General features: G+C 51.9%; 26 protein-coding genes. 15 read left to right on the top strand and 11 right to left on the bottom strand.

Annotated features, from left to right (window positions below; all coding sequences use genetic code 11):
* Positions 1 to 6 precede the first annotated feature (6 nt).
* Both CLV58_RS23945 and CLV58_RS23940 read left to right on the top strand, forming a co-directional pair.
* A complete protein-coding gene (locus CLV58_RS23945) occupies positions 7 to 735 on the top strand; it encodes a hypothetical protein (protein ID WP_106140365.1) in 729 nt (242 codons plus the stop codon).
* A 92-nt stretch (positions 736 to 827) separates the two neighbouring features.
* Positions 828 to 1,223, top strand: a complete 396-nt coding sequence (locus tag CLV58_RS23940) for a hypothetical protein (RefSeq protein ID WP_106140364.1) — start codon at positions 828 to 830, stop codon at positions 1,221 to 1,223.
* Positions 1,224 to 1,361: 138 nt separating this feature from the next.
* Here CLV58_RS23940 and CLV58_RS23935 read toward each other — a convergent pair whose 3' ends face one another.
* Positions 1,362 to 2,111 carry an IS5 family transposase gene (locus CLV58_RS23935; protein WP_245882443.1) on the bottom strand — a complete coding sequence of 250 codons (750 nt, stop codon included), beginning with the start codon at positions 2,109 to 2,111 and terminating at the stop codon, positions 1,362 to 1,364.
* Here CLV58_RS23935 and CLV58_RS28175 point away from each other — a divergent pair.
* Positions 2,100 to 2,582: a hypothetical protein gene (locus tag CLV58_RS28175; protein WP_146141526.1), complete on the top strand. Its 483-nt coding sequence runs from the start codon at positions 2,100 to 2,102 to the stop codon at positions 2,580 to 2,582. The genes CLV58_RS23935 and CLV58_RS28175 overlap by 12 nt on opposite strands.
* 23 nt (positions 2,583 to 2,605) lie before the next feature.
* Here the strand turns inward: CLV58_RS28175 and CLV58_RS23925 are convergent, their stop codons facing one another.
* Complete coding sequence (locus CLV58_RS23925; RefSeq protein WP_106140362.1) at positions 2,606 to 3,106, bottom strand: hypothetical protein; 501 nt, start codon at positions 3,104 to 3,106, stop codon at positions 2,606 to 2,608.
* A 158-nt stretch (positions 3,107 to 3,264) separates the two neighbouring features.
* Between CLV58_RS23925 and CLV58_RS23920 the strand changes: the two genes are divergently transcribed.
* Positions 3,265 to 3,702 carry a hypothetical protein gene (locus tag CLV58_RS23920; protein ID WP_106140361.1) on the top strand — a complete coding sequence of 146 codons (438 nt, stop codon included), beginning with the start codon at positions 3,265 to 3,267 and terminating at the stop codon, positions 3,700 to 3,702.
* Positions 3,703 to 4,032: 330 nt separating this feature from the next.
* On the opposite strand, the gene CLV58_RS23915 is transcribed toward CLV58_RS23920, so the two are convergent.
* From CLV58_RS23915 to bshA, 3 genes are all read right to left on the bottom strand, one after another.
* Positions 4,033 to 4,680 (bottom strand): sterol desaturase family protein, encoded by a 648-nt coding sequence (locus CLV58_RS23915; protein WP_106140360.1) that lies wholly within the window; start codon positions 4,678 to 4,680, stop codon positions 4,033 to 4,035.
* 87 nt (positions 4,681 to 4,767) lie between these two features.
* Positions 4,768 to 6,105, bottom strand: a complete 1,338-nt coding sequence (locus CLV58_RS23910; RefSeq protein ID WP_106140359.1) for an NAD(P)/FAD-dependent oxidoreductase — start codon at positions 6,103 to 6,105, stop codon at positions 4,768 to 4,770.
* Positions 6,106 to 6,228: 123 nt separating this feature from the next.
* The gene (gene bshA, locus CLV58_RS23905; protein ID WP_106140358.1) at positions 6,229 to 7,365 is read right to left on the bottom strand and encodes an N-acetyl-alpha-D-glucosaminyl L-malate synthase BshA; all 1,137 of its coding nucleotides are present in this window, start codon (positions 7,363 to 7,365) and stop codon (positions 6,229 to 6,231) included.
* Positions 7,366 to 7,597: 232 nt separating this feature from the next.
* Here bshA and CLV58_RS23900 point away from each other — a divergent pair, with 232 nt between their 5' ends.
* The 3 genes from CLV58_RS23900 (at position 7,598) to CLV58_RS23890 (ending at position 9,744) form a co-directional block, all read left to right on the top strand.
* Positions 7,598 to 8,473 carry a geranylgeranylglycerol-phosphate geranylgeranyltransferase gene (locus CLV58_RS23900; RefSeq protein ID WP_106140357.1) on the top strand — a complete coding sequence of 292 codons (876 nt, stop codon included), beginning with the start codon at positions 7,598 to 7,600 and terminating at the stop codon, positions 8,471 to 8,473.
* Between the two features lie 81 nt (positions 8,474 to 8,554).
* Entirely contained in the window at positions 8,555 to 9,250 is a 696-nt protein-coding gene (locus CLV58_RS23895) for a TapB family protein (RefSeq protein WP_106140356.1), read from the top strand.
* Positions 9,251 to 9,360: 110 nt separating this feature from the next.
* Entirely contained in the window at positions 9,361 to 9,744 is a 384-nt protein-coding gene (locus CLV58_RS23890) for a MerC domain-containing protein (protein WP_106140355.1), read from the top strand.
* A 97-nt stretch (positions 9,745 to 9,841) separates the two neighbouring features.
* Here the strand turns inward: CLV58_RS23890 and CLV58_RS23885 are convergent, their stop codons facing one another.
* The gene (locus CLV58_RS23885; RefSeq protein WP_106140354.1) at positions 9,842 to 10,387 is read right to left on the bottom strand and encodes an NAD(P)H-dependent oxidoreductase; all 546 of its coding nucleotides are present in this window, start codon (positions 10,385 to 10,387) and stop codon (positions 9,842 to 9,844) included.
* A 95-nt stretch (positions 10,388 to 10,482) separates the two neighbouring features.
* Between CLV58_RS23885 and CLV58_RS23880 the strand changes: the two genes are divergently transcribed.
* A complete protein-coding gene (locus tag CLV58_RS23880; RefSeq protein ID WP_106140353.1) occupies positions 10,483 to 10,860 on the top strand; it encodes a winged helix-turn-helix transcriptional regulator in 378 nt (125 codons plus the stop codon).
* A gap of 110 nt (positions 10,861 to 10,970) precedes the next feature.
* On the opposite strand, the gene CLV58_RS29030 is transcribed toward CLV58_RS23880, so the two are convergent.
* The 5 genes from CLV58_RS29030 to CLV58_RS23860 all read right to left on the bottom strand — a co-directional run bounded on the left by CLV58_RS29030 (position 10,971) and on the right by CLV58_RS23860 (position 14,137).
* The gene (locus CLV58_RS29030) at positions 10,971 to 11,093 is read right to left on the bottom strand and encodes a hypothetical protein (protein ID WP_281257946.1); all 123 of its coding nucleotides are present in this window, start codon (positions 11,091 to 11,093) and stop codon (positions 10,971 to 10,973) included.
* Between the two features lie 107 nt (positions 11,094 to 11,200).
* Entirely contained in the window at positions 11,201 to 12,307 is a 1,107-nt protein-coding gene (locus CLV58_RS23875; RefSeq protein ID WP_106140352.1) for a cytochrome-c peroxidase, read from the bottom strand.
* A gap of 113 nt (positions 12,308 to 12,420) precedes the next feature.
* Positions 12,421 to 13,239 (bottom strand): MbnP family protein, encoded by an 819-nt coding sequence (locus CLV58_RS23870; protein WP_106140351.1) that lies wholly within the window; start codon positions 13,237 to 13,239, stop codon positions 12,421 to 12,423.
* A gap of 172 nt (positions 13,240 to 13,411) precedes the next feature.
* Positions 13,412 to 13,615 carry a hypothetical protein gene (locus tag CLV58_RS23865; RefSeq protein WP_146141525.1) on the bottom strand — a complete coding sequence of 68 codons (204 nt, stop codon included), beginning with the start codon at positions 13,613 to 13,615 and terminating at the stop codon, positions 13,412 to 13,414.
* A gap of 96 nt (positions 13,616 to 13,711) precedes the next feature.
* Positions 13,712 to 14,137: a hypothetical protein gene (locus tag CLV58_RS23860; RefSeq protein WP_106140349.1), complete on the bottom strand. Its 426-nt coding sequence runs from the start codon at positions 14,135 to 14,137 to the stop codon at positions 13,712 to 13,714.
* Positions 14,138 to 14,292: 155 nt separating this feature from the next.
* On the opposite strand from CLV58_RS23860, the gene CLV58_RS23855 reads away from it, so the two are divergent.
* The 7 genes from CLV58_RS23855 (at position 14,293) to CLV58_RS23825 (ending at position 20,177) form a co-directional block, all read left to right on the top strand.
* Positions 14,293 to 15,261: a cation diffusion facilitator family transporter gene (locus tag CLV58_RS23855; protein ID WP_106140348.1), complete on the top strand. Its 969-nt coding sequence runs from the start codon at positions 14,293 to 14,295 to the stop codon at positions 15,259 to 15,261.
* A gap of 169 nt (positions 15,262 to 15,430) precedes the next feature.
* A complete protein-coding gene (gene moeB, locus CLV58_RS23850) occupies positions 15,431 to 16,567 on the top strand; it encodes a molybdopterin-synthase adenylyltransferase MoeB (protein ID WP_106140347.1) in 1,137 nt (378 codons plus the stop codon).
* 151 nt (positions 16,568 to 16,718) lie between these two features.
* Positions 16,719 to 17,072 carry an aspartate 1-decarboxylase gene (gene panD, locus CLV58_RS23845; protein WP_106140346.1) on the top strand — a complete coding sequence of 118 codons (354 nt, stop codon included), beginning with the start codon at positions 16,719 to 16,721 and terminating at the stop codon, positions 17,070 to 17,072.
* 67 nt (positions 17,073 to 17,139) lie between these two features.
* Positions 17,140 to 18,210 carry a lysylphosphatidylglycerol synthase transmembrane domain-containing protein gene (locus CLV58_RS23840; RefSeq protein WP_106140345.1) on the top strand — a complete coding sequence of 357 codons (1,071 nt, stop codon included), beginning with the start codon at positions 17,140 to 17,142 and terminating at the stop codon, positions 18,208 to 18,210.
* 18 nt (positions 18,211 to 18,228) lie between these two features.
* Positions 18,229 to 18,708, top strand: a complete 480-nt coding sequence (rfaE2, locus tag CLV58_RS23835) for a D-glycero-beta-D-manno-heptose 1-phosphate adenylyltransferase (RefSeq protein WP_106140344.1) — start codon at positions 18,229 to 18,231, stop codon at positions 18,706 to 18,708.
* Positions 18,709 to 18,894: 186 nt separating this feature from the next.
* Positions 18,895 to 19,314 (top strand): DUF2147 domain-containing protein, encoded by a 420-nt coding sequence (locus CLV58_RS23830; RefSeq protein WP_106140343.1) that lies wholly within the window; start codon positions 18,895 to 18,897, stop codon positions 19,312 to 19,314.
* A 197-nt stretch (positions 19,315 to 19,511) separates the two neighbouring features.
* Complete coding sequence (locus CLV58_RS23825; RefSeq protein ID WP_106140396.1) at positions 19,512 to 20,177, top strand: zinc metallopeptidase; 666 nt, start codon at positions 19,512 to 19,514, stop codon at positions 20,175 to 20,177.
* The last annotated feature ends 63 nt before the right edge of the window (positions 20,178 to 20,240 follow it).

Genomic DNA, 20,240 nt, shown 5'->3' with positions numbered 1-20,240 from the left:
TTGCTCATGAGATTTGCCTTCTATTGGTTCGAACATCAGGAGATGATCAACGCTTCACCGTCCTTCAAAAAAGAAGCAAAACGAGTGCTGACTCCACTTTTCGAGCAAACCCTTTATTCGTATTTTGATCCAGACGTACTGGAATTGCAGGGAGAAGGGCTTCCTACGTTGCAAACAGATGGTCAAACACTGGTCTGGAACGAGATCCAGATCAAGCTGAGCGCCATCAGTGGTCTACTATTCACCTTTGGCTTATCATACCGTCACCGACAGGGACTCGTCATCCACCCTTACCAGCCAGTGGAGAAGGGAAGTTTACTATTTGAGCTACTAGATTTCCCTTCTCCAGACCAGTTATTGACTATTCAGGATTCCTGGTCTGAAGTCATCAAGGATACGACCTCACCCCTATTGATCAACCCTGGTTTTCGGTTTGCGTTTCGCGAAAAACGCACCTGTATGCCCCCCGATGTACGTCTACGCATCCAGACCTCGACTGAGGGGAGGCTAGTAGAAGGCATACTGGGTGACGCGATGGAGGAATGGAACAAAAAAAGTGAATTATCAACATCCGAATATGGTGGCTTAATTCACAACTTATGGCTAGAAAAAGTCGTAAACGACGAGCTAGTAATCGCTATTGATCTGGGCTCCTCTTCGTCGGCTGGGCTGCTTTATCTGCTTCAAGCCTTAGAAAAATCAGATCTAGTCATTCGTAAAGTCAGTCTCCTATAACGATCGCTAGTCTCAATGAAAGCGACACAGATGGCTTCCCGTTTTTTACTATCGCTACGCCTATTATCTTCCGGACAAAAAATGTTGGCTGAGTGAAAACGCAATACGAAGTTTCCGCTATTTGGATTAGTTGGCTCGTGTTAGGTATTTATCTAGTTGCCTTACGTTTCTTGATAAAGGATCCTCTTGATGAATACAGTTTATTGTTGACTATTACCAAGAGCGATGGCGTGATGATCTGCTCTGCGATAACTGTGGTGAAGCTGACCGAACTGATCCGACTGAAACTGTTCAATCCGATCAGCCGCTTCATGCTCATTCTCGTTATCTACGTAGTGATCTATGGCTTGAGAGCGGGCCCGTATATGATTGCTTCTTTTTTTCAACCGATGGCCAGAAATGTACTGGCTCAGTTCTTTCTTTTGTTTCTGCTGATTGAACTCTGCTTACATTATATTGGGCTGAATCTGGCGAGAAAGCGCAGATAAGTCATCTAATTTATAGGGTAGCGCTTTGTTAAAAGTCCTGTCAGTCTGTCATGCACCAACACGTCTTAAAAGGGTTAAGAACGTGTTTGGGAATTATCTTTTGCAATTTAAATAATTCGTTGCAGCATGATCTGAATGTTAGCTAAGTACAGCCAGCAAACCGAAGATGATACCGCAACGGCGGACCGTGGTGTATTCATAGTCTTTGACAACCCGCCGGAAGTAATTCGTCCAGGCAATGCTCCGCTCCACTACCCACCGCTTGGCCACTGGTACAAAGCCCAGAGCGGATGGAGGACGGGAGGCTTTTTCAAACTCAAGACTCCATTTAGCTAACTCTTGGGCAAAAACACCATTGTAAGATTGATCACCATACACTTTCTCCAAACGTTCTCCAACGAGCCATAGTAATTCACTAACTAGCGATATGGCCGAAGGGCCATCCGCTCGATTTGCGGAATGAACATCGGCCATCCATAGCCGCCCCTGGGTATCAACGACAAACTGCCTCTTGCGGCCGTTGACGCGTTTGTTAGCATCTATACCTCGATTCTCCCAAATCATAGGAGCTAACTTAATGCTCTGTGAATCAATACAGAGTGCTGATGGGTATGCCGCTCTTCCGACCCGCTTCCGGTCAAGTTGGTTCAAGGCAAGATTAATTTGCTGAAAAGTACCATCCCGCTTCCAACGCCTGAAATAGTAATATACGGTTTGCCAGTTAGGCCATTCATCAGGCAGGTTGCGCCACTGGCACCCTGTACGTAATAGCCATAAGATACTGTTGACAATCCGCCGTAAATCATGAGTTCGTTGCCGGTCAAGTCGTAAAAAAGGAGAAATTGCATCCCACTGGGCGTCGGTCAGTGGTTTCCATTGTTTAGTCATTGCTTTGCATCTTGGTCGATACAAAAATGGCTCGACGCTCAGCCTTTACCAATCTCCAAACACGTTCTAAATCCATACAATCGTGAGTTTCCTTTCTACACTACTGAATTAATTCAGCAAATCGCTGTTGATTTCACTATCCCAATTGAAACGTTAGACCAATCGGTTGACAGCCTTTATTTGATTGACTATTTCTTGATAGCGAATGTATCGATTATTGATGAACGGTTTGTTAAAGAACATATTCTAAAACTCATCGCTTGTGTGGGTGAAGTTTACCGGGCAAACCGGGAAGGAAACTGGCTAATGATCTTGGATGAAGACCAGGAAACGTGGGAGCCTAAGCTTCAGGGGAAAAGTGGCCAGGTTCACTCATCATTCATTGGCTATATATACAGCACATTAATGGAAGATGATTATCCCAGCATTCGATCGTGCTATTTGTTTTCAGATAATAACTCGACCATCTAAACCAATACAACCGTTTACTTTAGTCATTTTACGTCTGCTTTTCTTAATACGTTACCATAATTCATGGTAAGGATTGCGCTTAAATCGTTTGGAGCAAGTACTTTTTTTGATTGGCAGAATAGGACTTGATCTTTTGACCTATCCGCTAACCTTCCCGGCTTATGCCAGTTTATGCCTGTGAATACTTTTGTCTCCAGATCGCTGGGAGCCGTATTGATCACACAATCTCCCACTTCGCCAACGCGCAATAAAGCGCATAAATAATTCGGGTAAAAGTAGGTAATAAGAATATCGTAATCTATTGTTTTCCACCGGCCTTCTTCGCTACCGCGCGCATCTTTAATGGTATAGGTACCGTCACCCCGTAGGCGAATGTAAACTTGTGATGTGGAATCCGTTTCAGACAGAACCCGGCCATTTTTGTAATGCAGGTAGTAGTCGCCCTGGTCGTCCGAGTGGTTACTAAGAGCACATGCCGTTAGAAGATAGACGAGTAAACAACAGCACGGTAGCGTTTTCAGCATAAAGAATAGGCGTGGTTAATTATGCCCTGGTAGGATGAGCAGATTCAAGCCTACCAAAATTACTTACAAGCTAGGTATCGAACGAGATGGTTGATCGATATAGCGGCTGATCTTATTTAGCTTTTTCACATAGTGAATATTCTAAGAAAAACCTCTTTATGAAATTTCTATACATCGTTGATGCTACATTACGTATTGTCGAAGTAGCCAGCAGGCACAGTGACCGACTACAGGCCTGGAATCAATTACTGGAAAGAAACCAGAGCGCGTTAGATAGCCGACAACCACTGAGTGTCGTCAACGTTACCACACCCGAACTAACCCAAAAAGTGGAGACAACTTTACGGGAGCAACTAGCGATTGACGCTTCGCTTCCACCGGATCATTCAGAATGGAAAGGCCGCTTCCGGAAAGAGGACGCGTTTATAGACAAGGAGGTGTTTGGCCGAACATACAGTTTACACAATATGGGTCGCGATAATACGCTTCTATTTCTCATTAATATCTACCAGTTTCTGCTTCAAAGCGATGGAGCAGCTTTGTTTGAAATTACTGGCTCTACGCACAAAAAGTTAAGAGAAGTCCTACGAACTTAATTGTATTTTCCTGTGTACCAAAATGCTAAGTCCTTCAGGGTAATAGCTAGCCCCTGAGCGGGAATGAAGCGATAGAAACGCTAATCTTGTCTTGGAGTTTATTTACAAGTCTTCAGCGAGATTGACTAGCATTTAACTAAATAGGTGTTTGTTACCTACCGACCCAGTAAACGTTCAGTTGTACGTTGAACTGATGAATATTTTGATATATCTCACAAAAGGCTCTTTTTCTATAGCTGTATACGAATTAACATCCCTCAAACAGATCAGCCCCGGCCCTTCCAGATTTGATCTGATAAGGCCGGGGCTGAAATAGTCGCTAAGAAAGGCTTACTTCTGGAACGAGCCGAATATATGATCCCAGAATGGCGACGACACACCGTAGTTGCTATCCGGATTCTTGTAGTGGTGTACGCTGTGGTTGATCCAGAGTTGCTTGAAGAAATTCTTCGGTGGCGGGTAGGCATGCACGATGAAGTGCGCCGACAGGTAACCGGTGTACCCTACCAGAAAACCAGGAAAGAACGCGTAGGCCGCTTCGCCCATCAGCAGAAAAAACATGCCGAAGAAAAACGCAGCGACGAAGATTGCCAGTGCGGGGGGCATAGCCAGCCGGGTTTTGTCTTTCGGATATTCGTGGTGTACGCCGTGGAAGGTGTACTGAATCTTAGCCCGCTTCGGCGTTGTCGGTGCGATGTGGTACAGGTACCGATGCAGGATGTACTCGAACAGGGTAAAGCCAAACAGGCCCGTTACAAACAGAGCCGCGATCTTGGTGGCCCCCATATCGGTGTAGTTGAACGCGTACCAGCACAGAAACGCCGACAGCACCAGCCACATCGTGACCGGAACCATAATATGCGTCCGTGAGAGCGCTTCCAGGATGGGGTTATCAAACAATTTTTTGGTACCGGTATTCTTCGGCCGGGTCTTGCCATGACCTGCCAATGTCTCCAGGTCGTCAATACGTGCTGCCATAATTCACAACGGAAAAGTAATGGGGCAAAAATAATCGTTTATCGGGTCTACTTCGCTAAATAGTACAATAAGTTTACTAAATACGGGTCAGGCTTTGTTCGGCTCCGCGTGGTTGGTCATTTCCTCTTCCATCGCGGCCATTACGTTTTTCGGCAGCTTCGGCCGAATGATTAACCGTAAGTCGTTCTTGTACGTCAGGTAGTTAGTCATCCAGTTGATAAAAATAAACAACCGGTTCTTCACGCCGACGATCGCCATCAGGTGGACGAATAACCATGTCAGCCAGGCAAAAAATCCCTGAAATTTCCAAAAGGGCAGATCGACCACGGCCAGCCCCCGGCCGATCGTCGCCATGCTGCCCAGGTCTTTATACGTAAACTCTTCCAGCTGCTCGTTTCGTACGAGATGACGCAGATTTTTGGCGAGCTGTTTCCCCTGCTGGATGGCGGGCTGCGCAACCTGCGGGTGCCCGTTTGGCCACTTGTCTTCGACCATTAACGCCACGTCGCCAATCGCAAACACGTCGGGAACATCCTTGACCCGGCTGTAGCGATCGACCAGCACACGCCCCCCGCGCCCGAGTACCTCACTCGGCAGCCCCGCCAGCACACTGGCTTTTACGCCCGCTGCCCAGATCAGGTTGTTGGTCCGTAAGGTGGTGCCGTCGTTGATGGTTACGATACGGCCGTCGAAGTCCTGCACGCGGGTGTTTAGCCGAACGTGTACGCCCAGATCCTGCAAGTATTTCAGGGCGTGCTGCTGTGATTCGGGCGACATAGGCCCGAGCAGTTCCCCACCCGATTCGATCAGGTGAATGTCCATCATCCGAAAATCCAGCTCAGGATAGTCGCGGGGCAGCACCGTCCGGCGCATCTCCGCCAGTGTGCCGCAAAGTTCGACGCCTGTAGGCCCGCCCCCAACGACCACGACATCCATAAATCCTTCTTTCTCGTCCAGCGTTTCGACGCTCAGCGCATCCTCGAAGTTTTGCAACATCCGGTTCCGCAACGCGATGGCCTCACCGATCGATTTCATCGGCATGGCATTATTGATGATATTCTGCTGGTTGAAAAAGTTGCTGTCGGCCCCCGTCGCCATCACCAGATAGTCGTACTCGATCGGACCGAGTTCGGTATCAATCGCTTTATCAGCCGGCCGGACACCAGTAACGTTGGTAACCCGAATGTGCAGGTTTTTCCTGTCACCGAAAGCAGCCCGCAGGGGAAACAGAATGGAATTGGCTTCCAGACCAGCCGTCGCTACCTGGTAGTACAGCGGCTGAAATTCGTGGAAGTTATTCTTGTTGATAAGAACAATCTGAAACTCCGGCATGCCAACCAGTTTGCGGGCCAGTTTCAGGCCGCCAAAGCCGGCACCTACGATTACAACCCGCTTCAGGTCTGTCTTCGGTATGTTTGGATTCATCGTATCAGTCGAGTTTTCGGTATACAGTTTTCGGTCGTCTGTGCGTATTAACCGACAATCTACGCGGTTTCACCTACCGTAAACTGAAAACCGACGCGTCGGACCGCCGTATACCGAGAATATTTACACCTTAGCTGTCGACTCCTGCAACACGCGCTCGTAATACGCTTCGTACAAGGGTAATATCTTCGACAGTTCAAACTCCTGCGCCCTGGCCAACGCATTCGCCTGGAACGTCGGCAGATTGGCGTCGTCGAGTACGTGTAGTGCATTCTTGACCATGTCATCGACGTCACCGACGGGGCTCAAAAAGCCGGAAACACCCTGCACATTCAATTCGGGCAAACCACCAGCGTTCGACGAAATAACGGGCACTTCGCAGGCCATGGCTTCCAGTGCTGCCAATCCGAAACTTTCGTTTTCCGATGGCATCAGGAATAGATCAGCGACCGACAGAACTTCCTCAACCGCGTCGAGCTTGCCCAGGAAACGCACCTGATCGTAGATGCCCAGATCCCGCACCAGCCGCTCGATACGCGCCCGCTCGGGACCGTCGCCAACCAGCAACAGTTTGGCGGGCATCTTCTGCTGCACATGGTAAAAGACCATGACCGCGTCGTCTATCCGCTTGACCCGCCGGAAGTTCGAGGTATGCACAATCAGCTTTTCACCGTTCGGACAGATGGCCAGCTTGAAATGCTCTTTTTTCTGTCTTTTGAACCGGCTTAGGTCGATAAAGTTTGGAATCACCTCAATATCACGGTGAACGTTGAAATGGGCGTAGGTATCCTGCCGCAGATTTTCCGATACCGACGTCACACCATCCGACTCGTTAATGCTGAACGTAACGACGGGTTCGTAGGAAGCATCCTTACCGACCAGGGTGATGTCCGTACCGTGTAAGGTCGTGACAACCGGTACCGTGCGCCCCTGCGACCGCAGAATCATCTTGGCCATATAAGCCGCCGATGCATGCGGGATGGCGTAATGAACGTGCAGTAGATCGACGTCTTCATTGAGCACGACATTGACCATCTCACTCGTCAGCGCCGACTCGTAGGGGGCGTACTGAAACAGGGGGTAAGTGGGTATATTTACTTCATGGTAGAATACGTTTTCGCTGAAAAAATCAAGGCGAGGAGGTTGCTGGTAGGTGATAAAATGGATCTGATGGCCATTCTTAGCGAGTGCTTTTCCCAACTCGGTAGCCACCACGCCACTGCCCCCAAAGGTCGGGTAGCACACAATACCTATTTTCATGAATAAACGGGCAAATAAGTAAACAGCGACTGACACGTCCGGTACCGGCGCTGATCGGTTGCTACGCTAACAACAAACGGCGGGCAAAAGAATCCCGGACGTCGATTATCATACCATCAACAAAACGGCCTACCGCTCACTAGATGAGCCGTTCATTACTTAGTAGACGGGTAGTCAGCCTGCGCCTTTCTGGACCGGATTCGTTATTTTTGCCGAAAGCCAGTTTGCTTACATGGTCGCGCGTCACCCTATTTCGTTTCCAGCCTTCATACTCGGTTTTCTGCGGCTCGTACGGGTGCAGAACCTGATGATCGTGGTGCTGACGCAGTTTCTGGCGCGCATCTTTCTGGTCGGCCCCCGGCTCGACTGGCGGCAGCTGCTCATCGACCCGACGATCTGGCTCCTCTCCTCCTCGACGGTTTGCATAGCCGCTGCCGGCTACATCATCAACGATTACTTCGACATCAAAATCGATCTGATCAACAAGCCGGAGCGTGTTATCATCGGCCGTTACCTGCGCCGTCGGGTGGCGATGGGAACGCATCAATTGCTCAACCTGATCGGTTGCCTGATCGGCCTGTACCTGAGCAAGTGGGTATTCATGCTCGACGTGTTCTGCGTAGCCTTGCTGTGGTTGTACTCCGCAAAATTGAAACGGCAACCCGCCATCGGCAATATCGTTGTGTCGCTGCTGACGGCCCTGTCGCTGATCGTACTAGCCGTTTACTACCGGCAGAACGCCCATATGCTGCTGATCTACGCCGTTTTCTCCTTCGGCATCTCGCTGATTCGGGAAATCATCAAAGACATGCAGGACATTCGGGGCGATGCGCGGTTCGGCTGCCGGACACTACCGATCGTGTGGGGCCTGCGCCGGACGAAGTACCTGCTTTACGTACTCGTAGCGTCGTTGATTCTGACCATTTTCCTGATTACCGATTCGCTGGCCAATCTGCACCTGAACCTGATTTTTCTACTGCTGCTCGTCCCCATCAGCTGGCTGATCTATCAGCTCGTCCGGGCCGATACGCGCCGGGATTTCGGGTATCTGAGCAACCTGTGTAAACTCATCATGCTACTGGGCGTCGTTAGCATGGTTTGGGCCTAACCTCCGGTTAATCAAAGGCTTGCCGACAAATTGCGCAATTTTGATAGTTTTGATATGGTTAACCAAAACAGGCCATATCGTATGAAACTCCTACTCATCAGTCTGTTACTACTCCAACCCGCTTTCTCGTTTGCCCAGTCGTGTATGGGCTTTACCATCAAGCCGGGCATGACCTACGAACTGTCGACGTTCAACGCCAAAGACAAGCCAACCGGCCGTATCCGCTACCACATCGACAACGCCAAAACGCAGGGTAATAACACCATCATGGACATCACGGCCCAGTTTACCGACGAAGCAGGGCGCAGCAAAACGCCGTATACGATTCATTACACCTGCACCGGTACCGAAATACAGGCCGACCTGTCGGGAGTGATGCAGGGCATGACGGGCATGAACTCGCGAGACATGGAGATGACCGTAAAAACCAACCGGCTAGTCTACCCGGCGAAGCTGTCGGTCGGCGCTAGTCTGAGCGATGGACAGATGGACGTCGACATGGCGAACGGAGGTAACGTTATGATGACGATGAGCATGGCCATGACCAACCGAAAAGTCGACGGACAGGAGTCTATCACCACGCCCGCCGGTACGTTCAACGCCTACAAGATTACGTCCGACGTAGCCTTCGACAACCGGGCAATGGGCATTCCGATCCGGTCGACAATGAAAACCGTCAGCTACCGGACCAACGATCTGCTGTTCGATGTAAAATCAGAGACGTACAACAAAAACGGCAAGCTGATGGGTTACACGCTGCTCAGCAAAATCAACTGACCGACAGGGTCGGACAACAAACCTTTTTTCGTAAGTTCGCAACTTTGTTGCAAAGAAAACGGTTAGCACACTACGTCTCCCAAGACGCGCTGTACGTTCGCTGTCCAATTATGAAGCTCGATTTCCTGACTCGCAAAGCCGATTACGTTGGTATCACTGGTTCGCTGCTGTGCCTGGTTCACTGCGTTGCCACGCCGATGCTGCTGATGAGTTCGCGGCTGTTACAAACCAACGACCATATCCGAGTCGGCTACCTGAGTCTGGATTACGTTTTTATCGCCGTCAATATTGCGGCCGTCTACTTCGCTACCCGCCATTATGCATCGGCAGCGGTACGGCGGTCGCTGTGGGGATTTCTGAGTCTTTTCACCGCGTCTGTCCTGTTGGAAGACGTCAATGACGTTTTCGAATATATCAGCTATGTGGCCTCCGCTGGTCTTATGCTCACCCACCTTGTGAACATCCGACAGCACCGCCTGCAACACGCCCACTGACCGATATAAAGTATTTTCAGTAAAGCCAGCTGTCTGCATCGTCAGGCAGCTGGCTTTGCTATTGTAGGGCATAGTGTCAACAGACGACTTCCACCATCTACGGCAGGTTAGCTAACCGCGTAACCAATTTCTGTGCGTGTTTCCTGGCTTCTCTCACTACATCCTGTTCGGTATAACCGGCATGTAACGAAGTGCCGTGGAAATAGAACGGCTCGATGTAGTTCATCTGCGCAAAGTAGGCCGTCTGTTCCAGGTTTTTGCAGTATTCATAGACCCGGAAATGGTTTTTGCCAAGCGTCGTATAGCTTTCCTGCGGACCGCCGATCGTGAAGCTGGCCATAAAATTTTTACCCTTCAGCTTATCGCCCCCCTGACCGTACGCGAAGCCATAGGTGAATACGACGTCAAACCAGTGCTTCAGGATGGCCGGCATATTGTACCAGTAAAATGGGTACTGAAAGACAACCGTCTGGTGTCTCAGTAAGGCGTTCTGTTCTTCCCGTGCATTGATTCGGTAATCAGGGTAGAGCTGCTGAATATGCCTGATTTCCAGGTTCAGCGCACTGTTTTGCACGTGTTCGACAACTTGTCGGTTGGCCAGCGAACGTTCGTAGGTCGGATGACCCAAAATCAATAAAGCCATTTTTCGTTACGCTTGAACTATAAAGTTTATAGTCGCAAACCTAGCTGCCGGCGCGCTGACCGGCAATACCTATCAAAAGCGATAGGTTGCAGCATATGGCCATCAAAATAGAGTGTCTTAGCAATTACGTACGGGTCCGGGATAAGGTATACCCCTGCACAACCAGTCTGGTGATGGACCTGATCGGGGGCAAATGGAAAGCGTCCATCCTCTATCATTTGCAAGCGTCAGAAAAGCGCTACAACGAACTTCGTAAGGAAATGCCTTCGGTGACGGAAATGACCTTGAGCCTGCAATTGAAGCAACTGGAAAAGGATGGCTTGATAAAGCGGGAAGTGTATGGCGATAAACCACCGATCAAAGTCATCTACAGCCTGACCGATTTTGGCAGACGCTTCATTCCGGTTCTGGATGCCATTACCAACTGCGGCAATCAGATCGTAGTCGATCAGGGGGAATTCGTAGTCATATAGTCCGGCAACACTTGTTCCGCGATTGTCCAATGAGTGCTGATGTAGCGGCCGGTATCGAGGGGAATAAACCGGGTCACTCCGGCTTCGACAGTCGCATTGAGTAGCCGCGATTACAGTTCAGCAAGTACGTTGTGAAGCCCCTGCAACGCCGACACGACACAATCGACGCCTTCACTACTGACCCGGATCGGTGACCGCACGGACCAGCGCTCGCCCAGTAGCGCCGTGCGCAAGCAACGCCCTGATGGTACGACCACCGAGCTTACCCTTGGCCACCGCTACCAGACTAGTCATGTTAACGACAGTGTTAGAGTCCTGGCTGTAACTGTCGGTCAGCACGTTAGTTGGGAGCGAATGCGCGATTGGTGAGGAACGTGTTATCCGTCAGCGTTTTGAGAAAAGCAATAAGCTGTGCCTGTTGGGTAGTAGTCAGGGCGATACCGAGTTTACCGTTCTGTTTCAGCAGCGGATCAAGCGTCGGGCTGTCGGTCACGCCCCCACCGGCATAATGTTTCATCACCTGTTCCAGCGTCAGGAAACGACCATCGTGCATGTATGGAAACGTCCGTTCGACGTTGCGCAGACTGGGTACCCGAAACTTCAGCCGGTCGCTTTCCTGTAGCGTAATCGTGTAGCGCCCCTGATCGTTGATGGCGGAGATGGGCAGGCCGTTATTGCGATAACTCCGGTCGGTAAACAGATCGGTCGCGTGACAGCTAGCGCAGTTTTGCTGGAACAGACTCAGTCCGGCCAGTTCATCGGTTGTCAGGTCGCCCCCGGCTTCCTTACGCACGTATTTGTCGTAGCGGGAATCGGCGGAGACGAGCGTCAGCACAAACTGCGAAATCGCTTTCAGGAACCGGGCAGTCGTGATTGTATCCGAACCGAAAGCCGCCTTGAACATGGGCGGGTATTTGGCACTTTTACGCACCCGGTTCAGCGCGTCGGCAAACGGCAGGTCCATTTCCTCACGACGGGCGATGGGCGACATCGGCAGTTCATCGAGACTGGTGACGCTGCCGTCCCAGAAAAACTCCCGATACCAGGCCATGTTCTGCAAGCTGGGCACGTTGCGCGTCCCGATTCGGTCCTTGACCCCGTGACTCAGCGAGTGATCGGAATGGGCAAAACCCGCAAACTGCTGATGGCAGAAGCCGCAGTTGACGGTGGTATCGACCGACAGGTGATTGTCGTAGAACAGCGTCTTACCCAGGGTGATCCCCTCGGCCGTCAGCGGGTTGCTATCCAGGTTGTAGAGTGGTGACGGGAAGTTAGCCGGTTGCCGAAAAGGAACGGGTGTTGTCTGGTACGTAACCCCGCCCCCCGAACCGGGCGGGTTGGGCGTCGGATCGGGCGTGGGCTCGCCACCGGGCTTGGTCTGACATGCTACTGCCAGCCCAAACAACGCCATGCTAACCGCCAGTCCGATTCGTCCCAGGTGTTTCATTTTGTACAGTTAACAGGTTTTCGGTTTTCAGTTTACGGTGTATACGCTACGGTTAACATTACCGCATGAATCGTGCGACAGCCGCCGTAGACTGTATACTGTAAACGAAACACTCATTTACTTCCCGCCGTGACGCTTTTATAACGGAACATATTGGCGTAATTGTCGGCGATGCTGCCCGACAACGGGGCAAACATGACCGACGAGTTCTGGGCAATGCTTAGTTTGTTCGGCCCGTTGAAGACCTGCAAGGCGTCGGTCTGGAAATCGATGATTGGCGTCAGGCTGCTACCGATTACCAGTTGATCGCTGCCGAATGGCAACGCAACCGACCGTAGGTTGTTGATCGTCTTTTTGCCATCGTAGCCACCGCCAAATCCGCCGATGTGGTATTGAAACAAGTGATTCTGAGCCGCCGGCGCTACGGCAGACGTACCTTCCAGCTTCATAAAGATATAACCCGTATTCCAGTCCCAGTACATGGGGTCATGGTCGGTTGTGCCAGGGTCAAGTACGCCCGTGCGCAGGCTTATGTCGGCCAGACTCCGTGTGCTGTCGACCCCGATCAGAAAGCCGATGCCGGTATACGTACCAACGGGTATGCCCGTCAGCGTGAGCGTTTGCGAAGCCGGACGCTCCTCTTCGACCAGGAAGTAACTTTTGTCCTGTGGCACGATGAAATCGGTACCGTCGGCCCGACGCAGGCGGATATTACTGACGAAGTAATTGAACTTGCTGACGTTAAACAATTCACCCGCTGCGTTCTGATACGTATTGGCGTTCAGCACAAGGTTGTTGCTACCGACGACATTATCGAAGCGCAGTTGCAGCGACCCGGTTTGGGTGGCAGCAACGTCGTTTTGATGACAGGCCAGAAAGCCCCAGACAAACAGGGCAGCGGCTAAAAGTGGAACGAGCAGGGAACGTAGCATGGCGGTTTAGTAATCGGTTTACGGTATACGGTTTAAGGTCTACAGTATTCCGTTTTCGGTTGTAGCTGTGCAGCTTCCCTTACAGCGTATCAATTCGACGTTTGCCCTATCCTGAGGGTTGCCGCCGTAAACCGTATACTGAATACCGATAACCGTGTACCGGACACCGGCTTTAGCCCAGCCGATTCCACTTATACAACAACACCAGCGCGACAATACCCCCACTAACGCCCATCAGAAATAACCAGATCAGCGCACTGGCAGCATCGAGTGGTTTATGTAGTAATTCGTGAATCAGCCCGGCCAGCGCCCCTATACACGACGCGACCATGCCGTAGAAAATAAACTGAATAATCGGCGGCACACGACGAGGCATATGGGAACTGGCTTGGTAGTGTAACGACGAATTATGTGTTCTATTTCGTTAAAAAATACTAAACCAGCTCCCGTTCAACCGGTCTGCCCGTTGGTACTATTTCACATACTGACTGGCCTCGGCGATGCTTTTTTTCATCCGCAGCTGCACCTGATCGATGCTTTTCTTCTGGCTATTGAGATAGTCAAGCGCTTTAGTCTGGTCGAGTTTGCCGAGCGTATCGCCGTTGTACTGCTGCATCCAGTCCATCATGGCGTCGTCGGCAACGGTCAGGCTGTCGATCAGTACCTTTCCGGCCGCTGCACCGGCTGCTTTCTGGCTTACCTGCTTCTTTAATTTGGCAATATCGCCCATCAGGTTCATGCTGCTATCGTGCTGGGCCATAACTGCTTCTTCCAGTTGTTTCACCGGGTCGGTCGTCGTGACTTCATCAGTTTTCGCTTCTTCTTTCTTCGACCCACAGGCGAAGCTGACGGCAACGAGCAAACTCAGGCTGAACAGAAGGTTTCGTGTTGATTGCATAATTGATTACGGAGTTTAAAGACAGTGTGCGTATAGCCTGGCAAACGTGTGGCCGGGCTACACCCATCCAGCCCTCACAAAGATAGGCTACCGGGGCTGTAGCTGAACAAATCAACTGCATTCGCGATATTTACCGTGATTAACGTACTCGTTCAATGGATCACGATCGTCAAGACCAGCATGGACACGCCGGACATAGCCATGCCGGACATAACCACGGTCCGGTAACCCTAACGAGCGTCAACCGAGCCCTGATTATCGGTGCCGTGCTCAACACGCTGTATGTCGTGGTCGAGTTTGGCATGGGCGTGTATTACAACTCCGTGGCACTTATGGCCGACGCGGGGCACAACCTCAGCGACGTTGCCGGGCTATTGCTCTCGCTGCTGGCCTTCCGGCTGGCTAAAGTTCGCAACACGCCCACCTTTACGTATGGCTACCGAAAAAGCACGGTACTGGCTTCGCTGACCAACGCGGTTGTCCTGCTGATCACCGTCGGCGTGATTCTGTGGGAAAGTATACAACGGTTTCGCTCTCCGGAGCCGGTAGCGGGTACGCAGGTAGCCTGGATTGCCGGTGCCGGTATACTGGTCAATACGATTTCGGCGCTGCTCTTCTTCCGAAATAAAGACCATGACCTGAACGTCAAAGGCGCTTACCTGCACCTGATGGCCGATGCGCTGGTGTCGCTGGGCGTGGTTATCGCCGGCATAACGATCAGCTACACGGGCTGGACCTGGCTCGATCCGATCATTGGGCTGGTTGTTGGCATCGTCATACTGGCGTCGACCTGGCGGTTGCTGTTCGACAGTCTGCGGCTTTCGCTCGATGGTATTCCCTCCGGCCTGGACTTGAACGCGCTGGTTGCCGACATACGAACCGTTCCGGGTGTTCAGGATGTCCATCATGTGCATGTCTGGGCGATGAGTACCACCGAAAACGCGCTGACGGCTCACCTTGTACTGGCCCCCGGCCTGTCGCCGACTGATGAACAACGACTGAAAACGGACGTGCGACATCGGCTGGAACATCGCAACGTCGGGCACGCGACCCTCGAAACAGAACTGGCGACCGATAACTGCGGCACCGACAATTGCGTAACGCCTACTGTCCATCACCATTGAACAAACCCGTTGCAACCGTTCGTACAAAGCCAGACTACAATCAATACTAACATATGTCTATATATTAATTTTGCATGAACCGATATTTACCGAACGATGCAATTTTCGCCGTTCGAATTCTGTTGGATTATAGCAGTAGATAGTTGGATTACAGTATAGCAATTAACCCATGGAAGCGACTACCCTCGTCCCCGCCGAAAAGCAACGTTACCAGAAACATTTGAACTTACCCGAACTAGGAACGGCCGGGCAGCTTCGCCTTAAAAATGCCCGCGTACTGGTTGTTGGTGCCGGTGGACTGGGGTGCCCGGTATTGCTTTACCTGACGGCGGCCGGTGTTGGTACGATTGGCGTTATCGACCCCGATGTTGTCGACCTGAGCAATTTGCAGCGGCAGGTACTGTACACGACCGATGAGGTCGGCAAACCCAAGGCGAAAATCGCCGTTGCCCACCTGAACCGACTCAATCCCGACATAACCTTCGATACGTACACCTCGGCCCTCGATACCGGTAATGCCCGGACGGTCATTCAGGAATACGATATCATTGTCGATTGTACGGACAATTTCAAAGTTCGCTACCTGGTCAACGACGTGTGCGTGGCCTTGGGAAAGCCCTTCGTGTACGGAGCGATTCACCGGTTTGAAGGGCAGGTGGCGGTATTAAATGCCGACCTGGGCAATGGGCAGCGCGGGCCGACGTACCGGTGCCTGTTTCCGGAATATCCCAGCGATATCGAGATTCCAAACTGCAACGACACGGGCGTACTGGGGGTGCTGCCCGGTGTCATCGGCACCTATCAGGCCAACGAAGTCATCAAACTGATTGCCGGTATCGGGCAACCGCTGACGCAGCAGCTACTGATGATCGACCTGCTCAGCATGGAACAGCAAAAGATTCGGACTAAACGCCGGACCGATGCCGACGAACTGGCGCGACAGGGACTAACCACCGGCAATAAAGTGTCGGCAGCAGCCGCCGGTCCCCAGAAAATGTCGGTGCAGGAACTGGCCGAACGACTCGACAGAAACGATTCGATCTTCCTGCTCGACGTGCGCGAGCGGCCCGAATACGACCTGTGCCATCTCGACGGAGCGACGCTGATTCCCGTCAGCATGATCCCGAACAACCGTAAACGCATTCCAACTGACCGGCCGGTTGTCGTGTATTGCCATCACGGTATGCGTTCGGCGAATGTGGTCCAGTACCTCTACGCGCAGGAAGGCTTAACCAATCTGTATAACCTCGACGGGGGGATCAACGCCTGGGCACGCGATATCGAACCCGAGATGGCGGTTTATTAACCAACGGTACGAAACGGGCGGCTGCGAACGGCACTACCTACCTAAGTCGGCGACGAAGGTGGTTATTGCTTTTCGCAGCCGCCGTTTTATGAATTCCCTGTACCTTTGCCGCGTCGCTGAAGGGTCACTCAACGATTTCTTACGCTGAATTATGTTTCTCACCATGCTAAAGTCCAAGCTTCACCGGGTGCGCGTCACGCAGGCGGAGCTTAATTACGTCGGTAGTATCACCATTGATGAAGACCTCATGGATGCCGCCGGATTGCTTGAAAATGAGCAGGTTCACATCGTCAACAACAACAACGGGGAACGGCTCATCACCTACGTCATCAAAGGCGAACGCGGGTCGGGAATCATCTGCCTCAACGGGGCTGCAGCCCGCCGGGCGCAGGTTGGCGACATTATCATCATCATCGCCTACACGATGCTTTCCGGCGAGGAAGCCCGCACGCACAAACCGATCGTTGTTTTCCCCGACGAGAACAACCGGCTGGTAAACGGATAGCCGCAAACGGTTGGTACCAACGTAGAAGGTTACCAACCGTTTTTCTTTACACCCACTTCCCTGGTTTATGAATCTGAAAAATATTGTCAAATACGCACTGTCGCTGGCTATCGCGGGCGGGCTGTTGTGGTTCACCTTTCAGCAAAGTCACATCGACGCGGCTGACTTGTGGAGCAAGATCAAAGCAGCCGATTACCGCTGGGTGCTGGTCTCGGCCGTACTAACCATTGTCGCCCACTGGAGCCGCGCCGAACGCTGGCGCACCCTGCTGGAACCGGTTGTGGCCAAGACGCCTTCTTCGCTCGACGCTACCGCCAGCGTGCTGACGGGTTATCTGGCAAACCTGGCCCTGCCCCGCGCCGGTGAAGTAGCCCGTTGCGGCACCCTGTACCGACTGACTAGCCGTACGGGTGAGCCTGTGCCGGTGAACGTTAGCTTTGGGACCGTCGTGGCTGAGCGGTTGTTCGATCTGCTGATGCTGGTACTCCTACTGGGCGCAACGTTTGTTCTCGAATTCGACCGGCTCAGCCAGTTCTTCATGGAGTTTCTGGGTGGCAAGCTACCCAAAGGTACCAGTGGAGCGGGGGTGCTGTTACTGGCGGCCGTGGTGCTGGTCGGCATAGGTCTGCTGGGCTGGTTCCTGTTTAACCGATACCGTACGGCGCTGGGTAAACACCCGGTTTATCAGAAAGTGGCGGCTTTCCTCAACGGCCTGCTCGACGGACTGATGAGCGTGCGGAAACTCCGTCGGCCGGGCGCGTTTGTGTTTCATACGCTGCTGATCTGGACGATGTACTACCTGATGTCGTACACGCTGTTCTTCGCCTTACCGGCTACGGCCAACCTGGGGCCGCTGGCGGGCCTGACGATTCTCGTTGTCGGTACACTGGGCATGGCAGCCCCTACCCCCGGCGGTATTGGCTCGTTTCACCTGCTGGTAGGGCAAGTCGCGCTGTTGTACGGACTGACCAGTCAGGATGGGCAGATTCTGGCCACGTTTATTCACGGTGTGTCGACGCTGATGATTATTCTGCTGGGTATAAGCAGTATTCTGTATATACTGACCCGGCAAAGCAGCCGCATGGCCCAGACCGACGACGTACTCACCGACCCTAACGCTATCCGACTGGAGAAATAAGCTTCGGCTAAGTTTGCTATGACTGAATCAAAGATCGTAACCCGCGAACAGGCTGTTGAACAGGCAAACGCGTGGCGTGCCGCCGGTGAGTCCATTGTCTTCACAAATGGCTGTTTCGACATTGTCCACCTCGGCCACATCGACTACCTCGAAAAAGCCCGGAATCTGGGGCAACGCATGATCCTGGGGTTAAACACCGACGCATCGGTCAGCCGAATCAAAGGCCCGCTGCGCCCGGTCGTGAACGAGTACGCCCGTGCCCGACTGATGGCGGCCCTCGCGTTTGTCGACGCCGTTACGCTGTTCGACGAACCCACCCCGTTGGCCCTGATCGAAGCCGTCCAGCCCGACATTCTGGTCAAAGGCGACGACTATTCGATTAGCTCGATCGTTGGCGCTGATTTTGTACTAGACAATGGTGGTCGTGTTGAAACGGTGGCGCTGGTACCGGGCTACTCGACAACGTCGCTGATTGCACGAATCAAAGAAAGTTTTTAGCCACCGTCGGTAAACAGTTCACAAGGCGGACGGTTAGTTTTAGAGAAGCTGCTGATAATGCGTCCGTTTTTAATCTATTCGAAAGATAGAATTAAGCCGCACAATCGTTAGATTTACTGTGTCGACATACGCAATATCAGTCAGTTCATCGACTCGTTGCGAACCAAACAACATTACTTCTGACCTATGCTATTGCTCATTAACATCCGCCTGGTTCAGCTGACGTTGCTTTTAGTACTGCTTGCCGTCCCCATCAGTGGCCGATCGTCTATCGACCGTACCGGTGACCGGATTCTCGGGCGGTGGCTGTTTCCGACGAAGGGGTCAAGCGTAGACGTGTTTCGGATTGGTGATCGCTATTTTGCCCGCGTGGCCGAAGTCGATCATGCCGGACAGAAAAATTACGGACTCGCAAAAGACAAAATTCTGATCAGTAACCTCGCTTTCGACGGACAAAACTGGTCGGAAGGCGAATTGATACATCCCAAAACCGGTACGCATCTGGACGTTGAATTAACGATGAGTAATCCGCAGGCACTGACCGTCACGATCTATAAGGGCATCAAATTTTTGCATAAACGATTTGTTATGACGCGGGCGGTATAGGCCCGTTTCCTCACTGAAAGCCCGCTTCTAACCAAAAGGAAGCGGGCTTTTTCATGCGTGTCGAATGGGTGCGCTGCTGGATAAACGGTAACCTCTTTGGGACACTTTGGCTCTTTTTCTTGTTTAGTTAGAGAAGACAATGCAAGTTCGCATCATTAAAACTCGATTAAACCCCTATGATTTCCCCCTGGCTTCTGATGATTCTTATTTTCGGTGTCAGCGCGTTTGTTAGCTGGCGACTGAAAAGTAAGTTCAACGAATATTCCCAGATTGCGCTGAGCAATGGTCTCAGCGGTGCAGAGGTCGCGCAGCATATGCTGAACGAAAATGGCATTTACGACGTGCGCGTGCTATCGACGGAGGGCATGCTGACTGACCATTACAACCCACAGGACAAAACGGTCAACCTAAGCAGCGATGTCTATTACGGCCGAAGTGTTGCCGCAGCGGCTGTCGCGGCCCACGAGTGCGGGCACGCTGTGCAGCACCAGAAAGCCTACGCGCCACTGAAGCTGCGCTCGGCGCTGGTACCGGCCCTGTCGGTGGCCTCACAGTACATGCAATGGATTATCCTGGCAGGGATCTTCCTGCTTAACACGACGCCCATTCCACTGGCCATTGGTGTTGGCCTATTTGCCCTGACAACGCTTTTTAGCTTTATCACCCTACCAGTAGAGTTCGACGCCAGCCGCCGGGCACTGGCCTGGATTCAAAGCCACAACGTGGTAACGGAACGCGAATATGGCTTTGCGAAGGATGCACTTTGGTGGGCTGCCATGACCTACGTCGTAGCGGCTCTCGGCTCATTGGCTACGTTGCTCTACTACGCCAGCCTGCTCTCTGGTGGTCGTCGTAGCGATTAGTCGCATAGCTAACACGATCAGACACAAAAATCCCCCAGCCATTTCGATTGGGGGATTTTTTAT

Origin of the sequence: Spirosoma oryzae, from assembly GCF_003002825.1 — a bacterium.
GTDB classification, from domain to species: Bacteria; Bacteroidota; Bacteroidia; order Cytophagales; family Spirosomataceae; genus Spirosoma; species Spirosoma oryzae.
The sequence above is the reverse complement of the archived record's forward strand: the minus strand, read 5'-3'. Positions and strand labels throughout refer to the sequence as shown.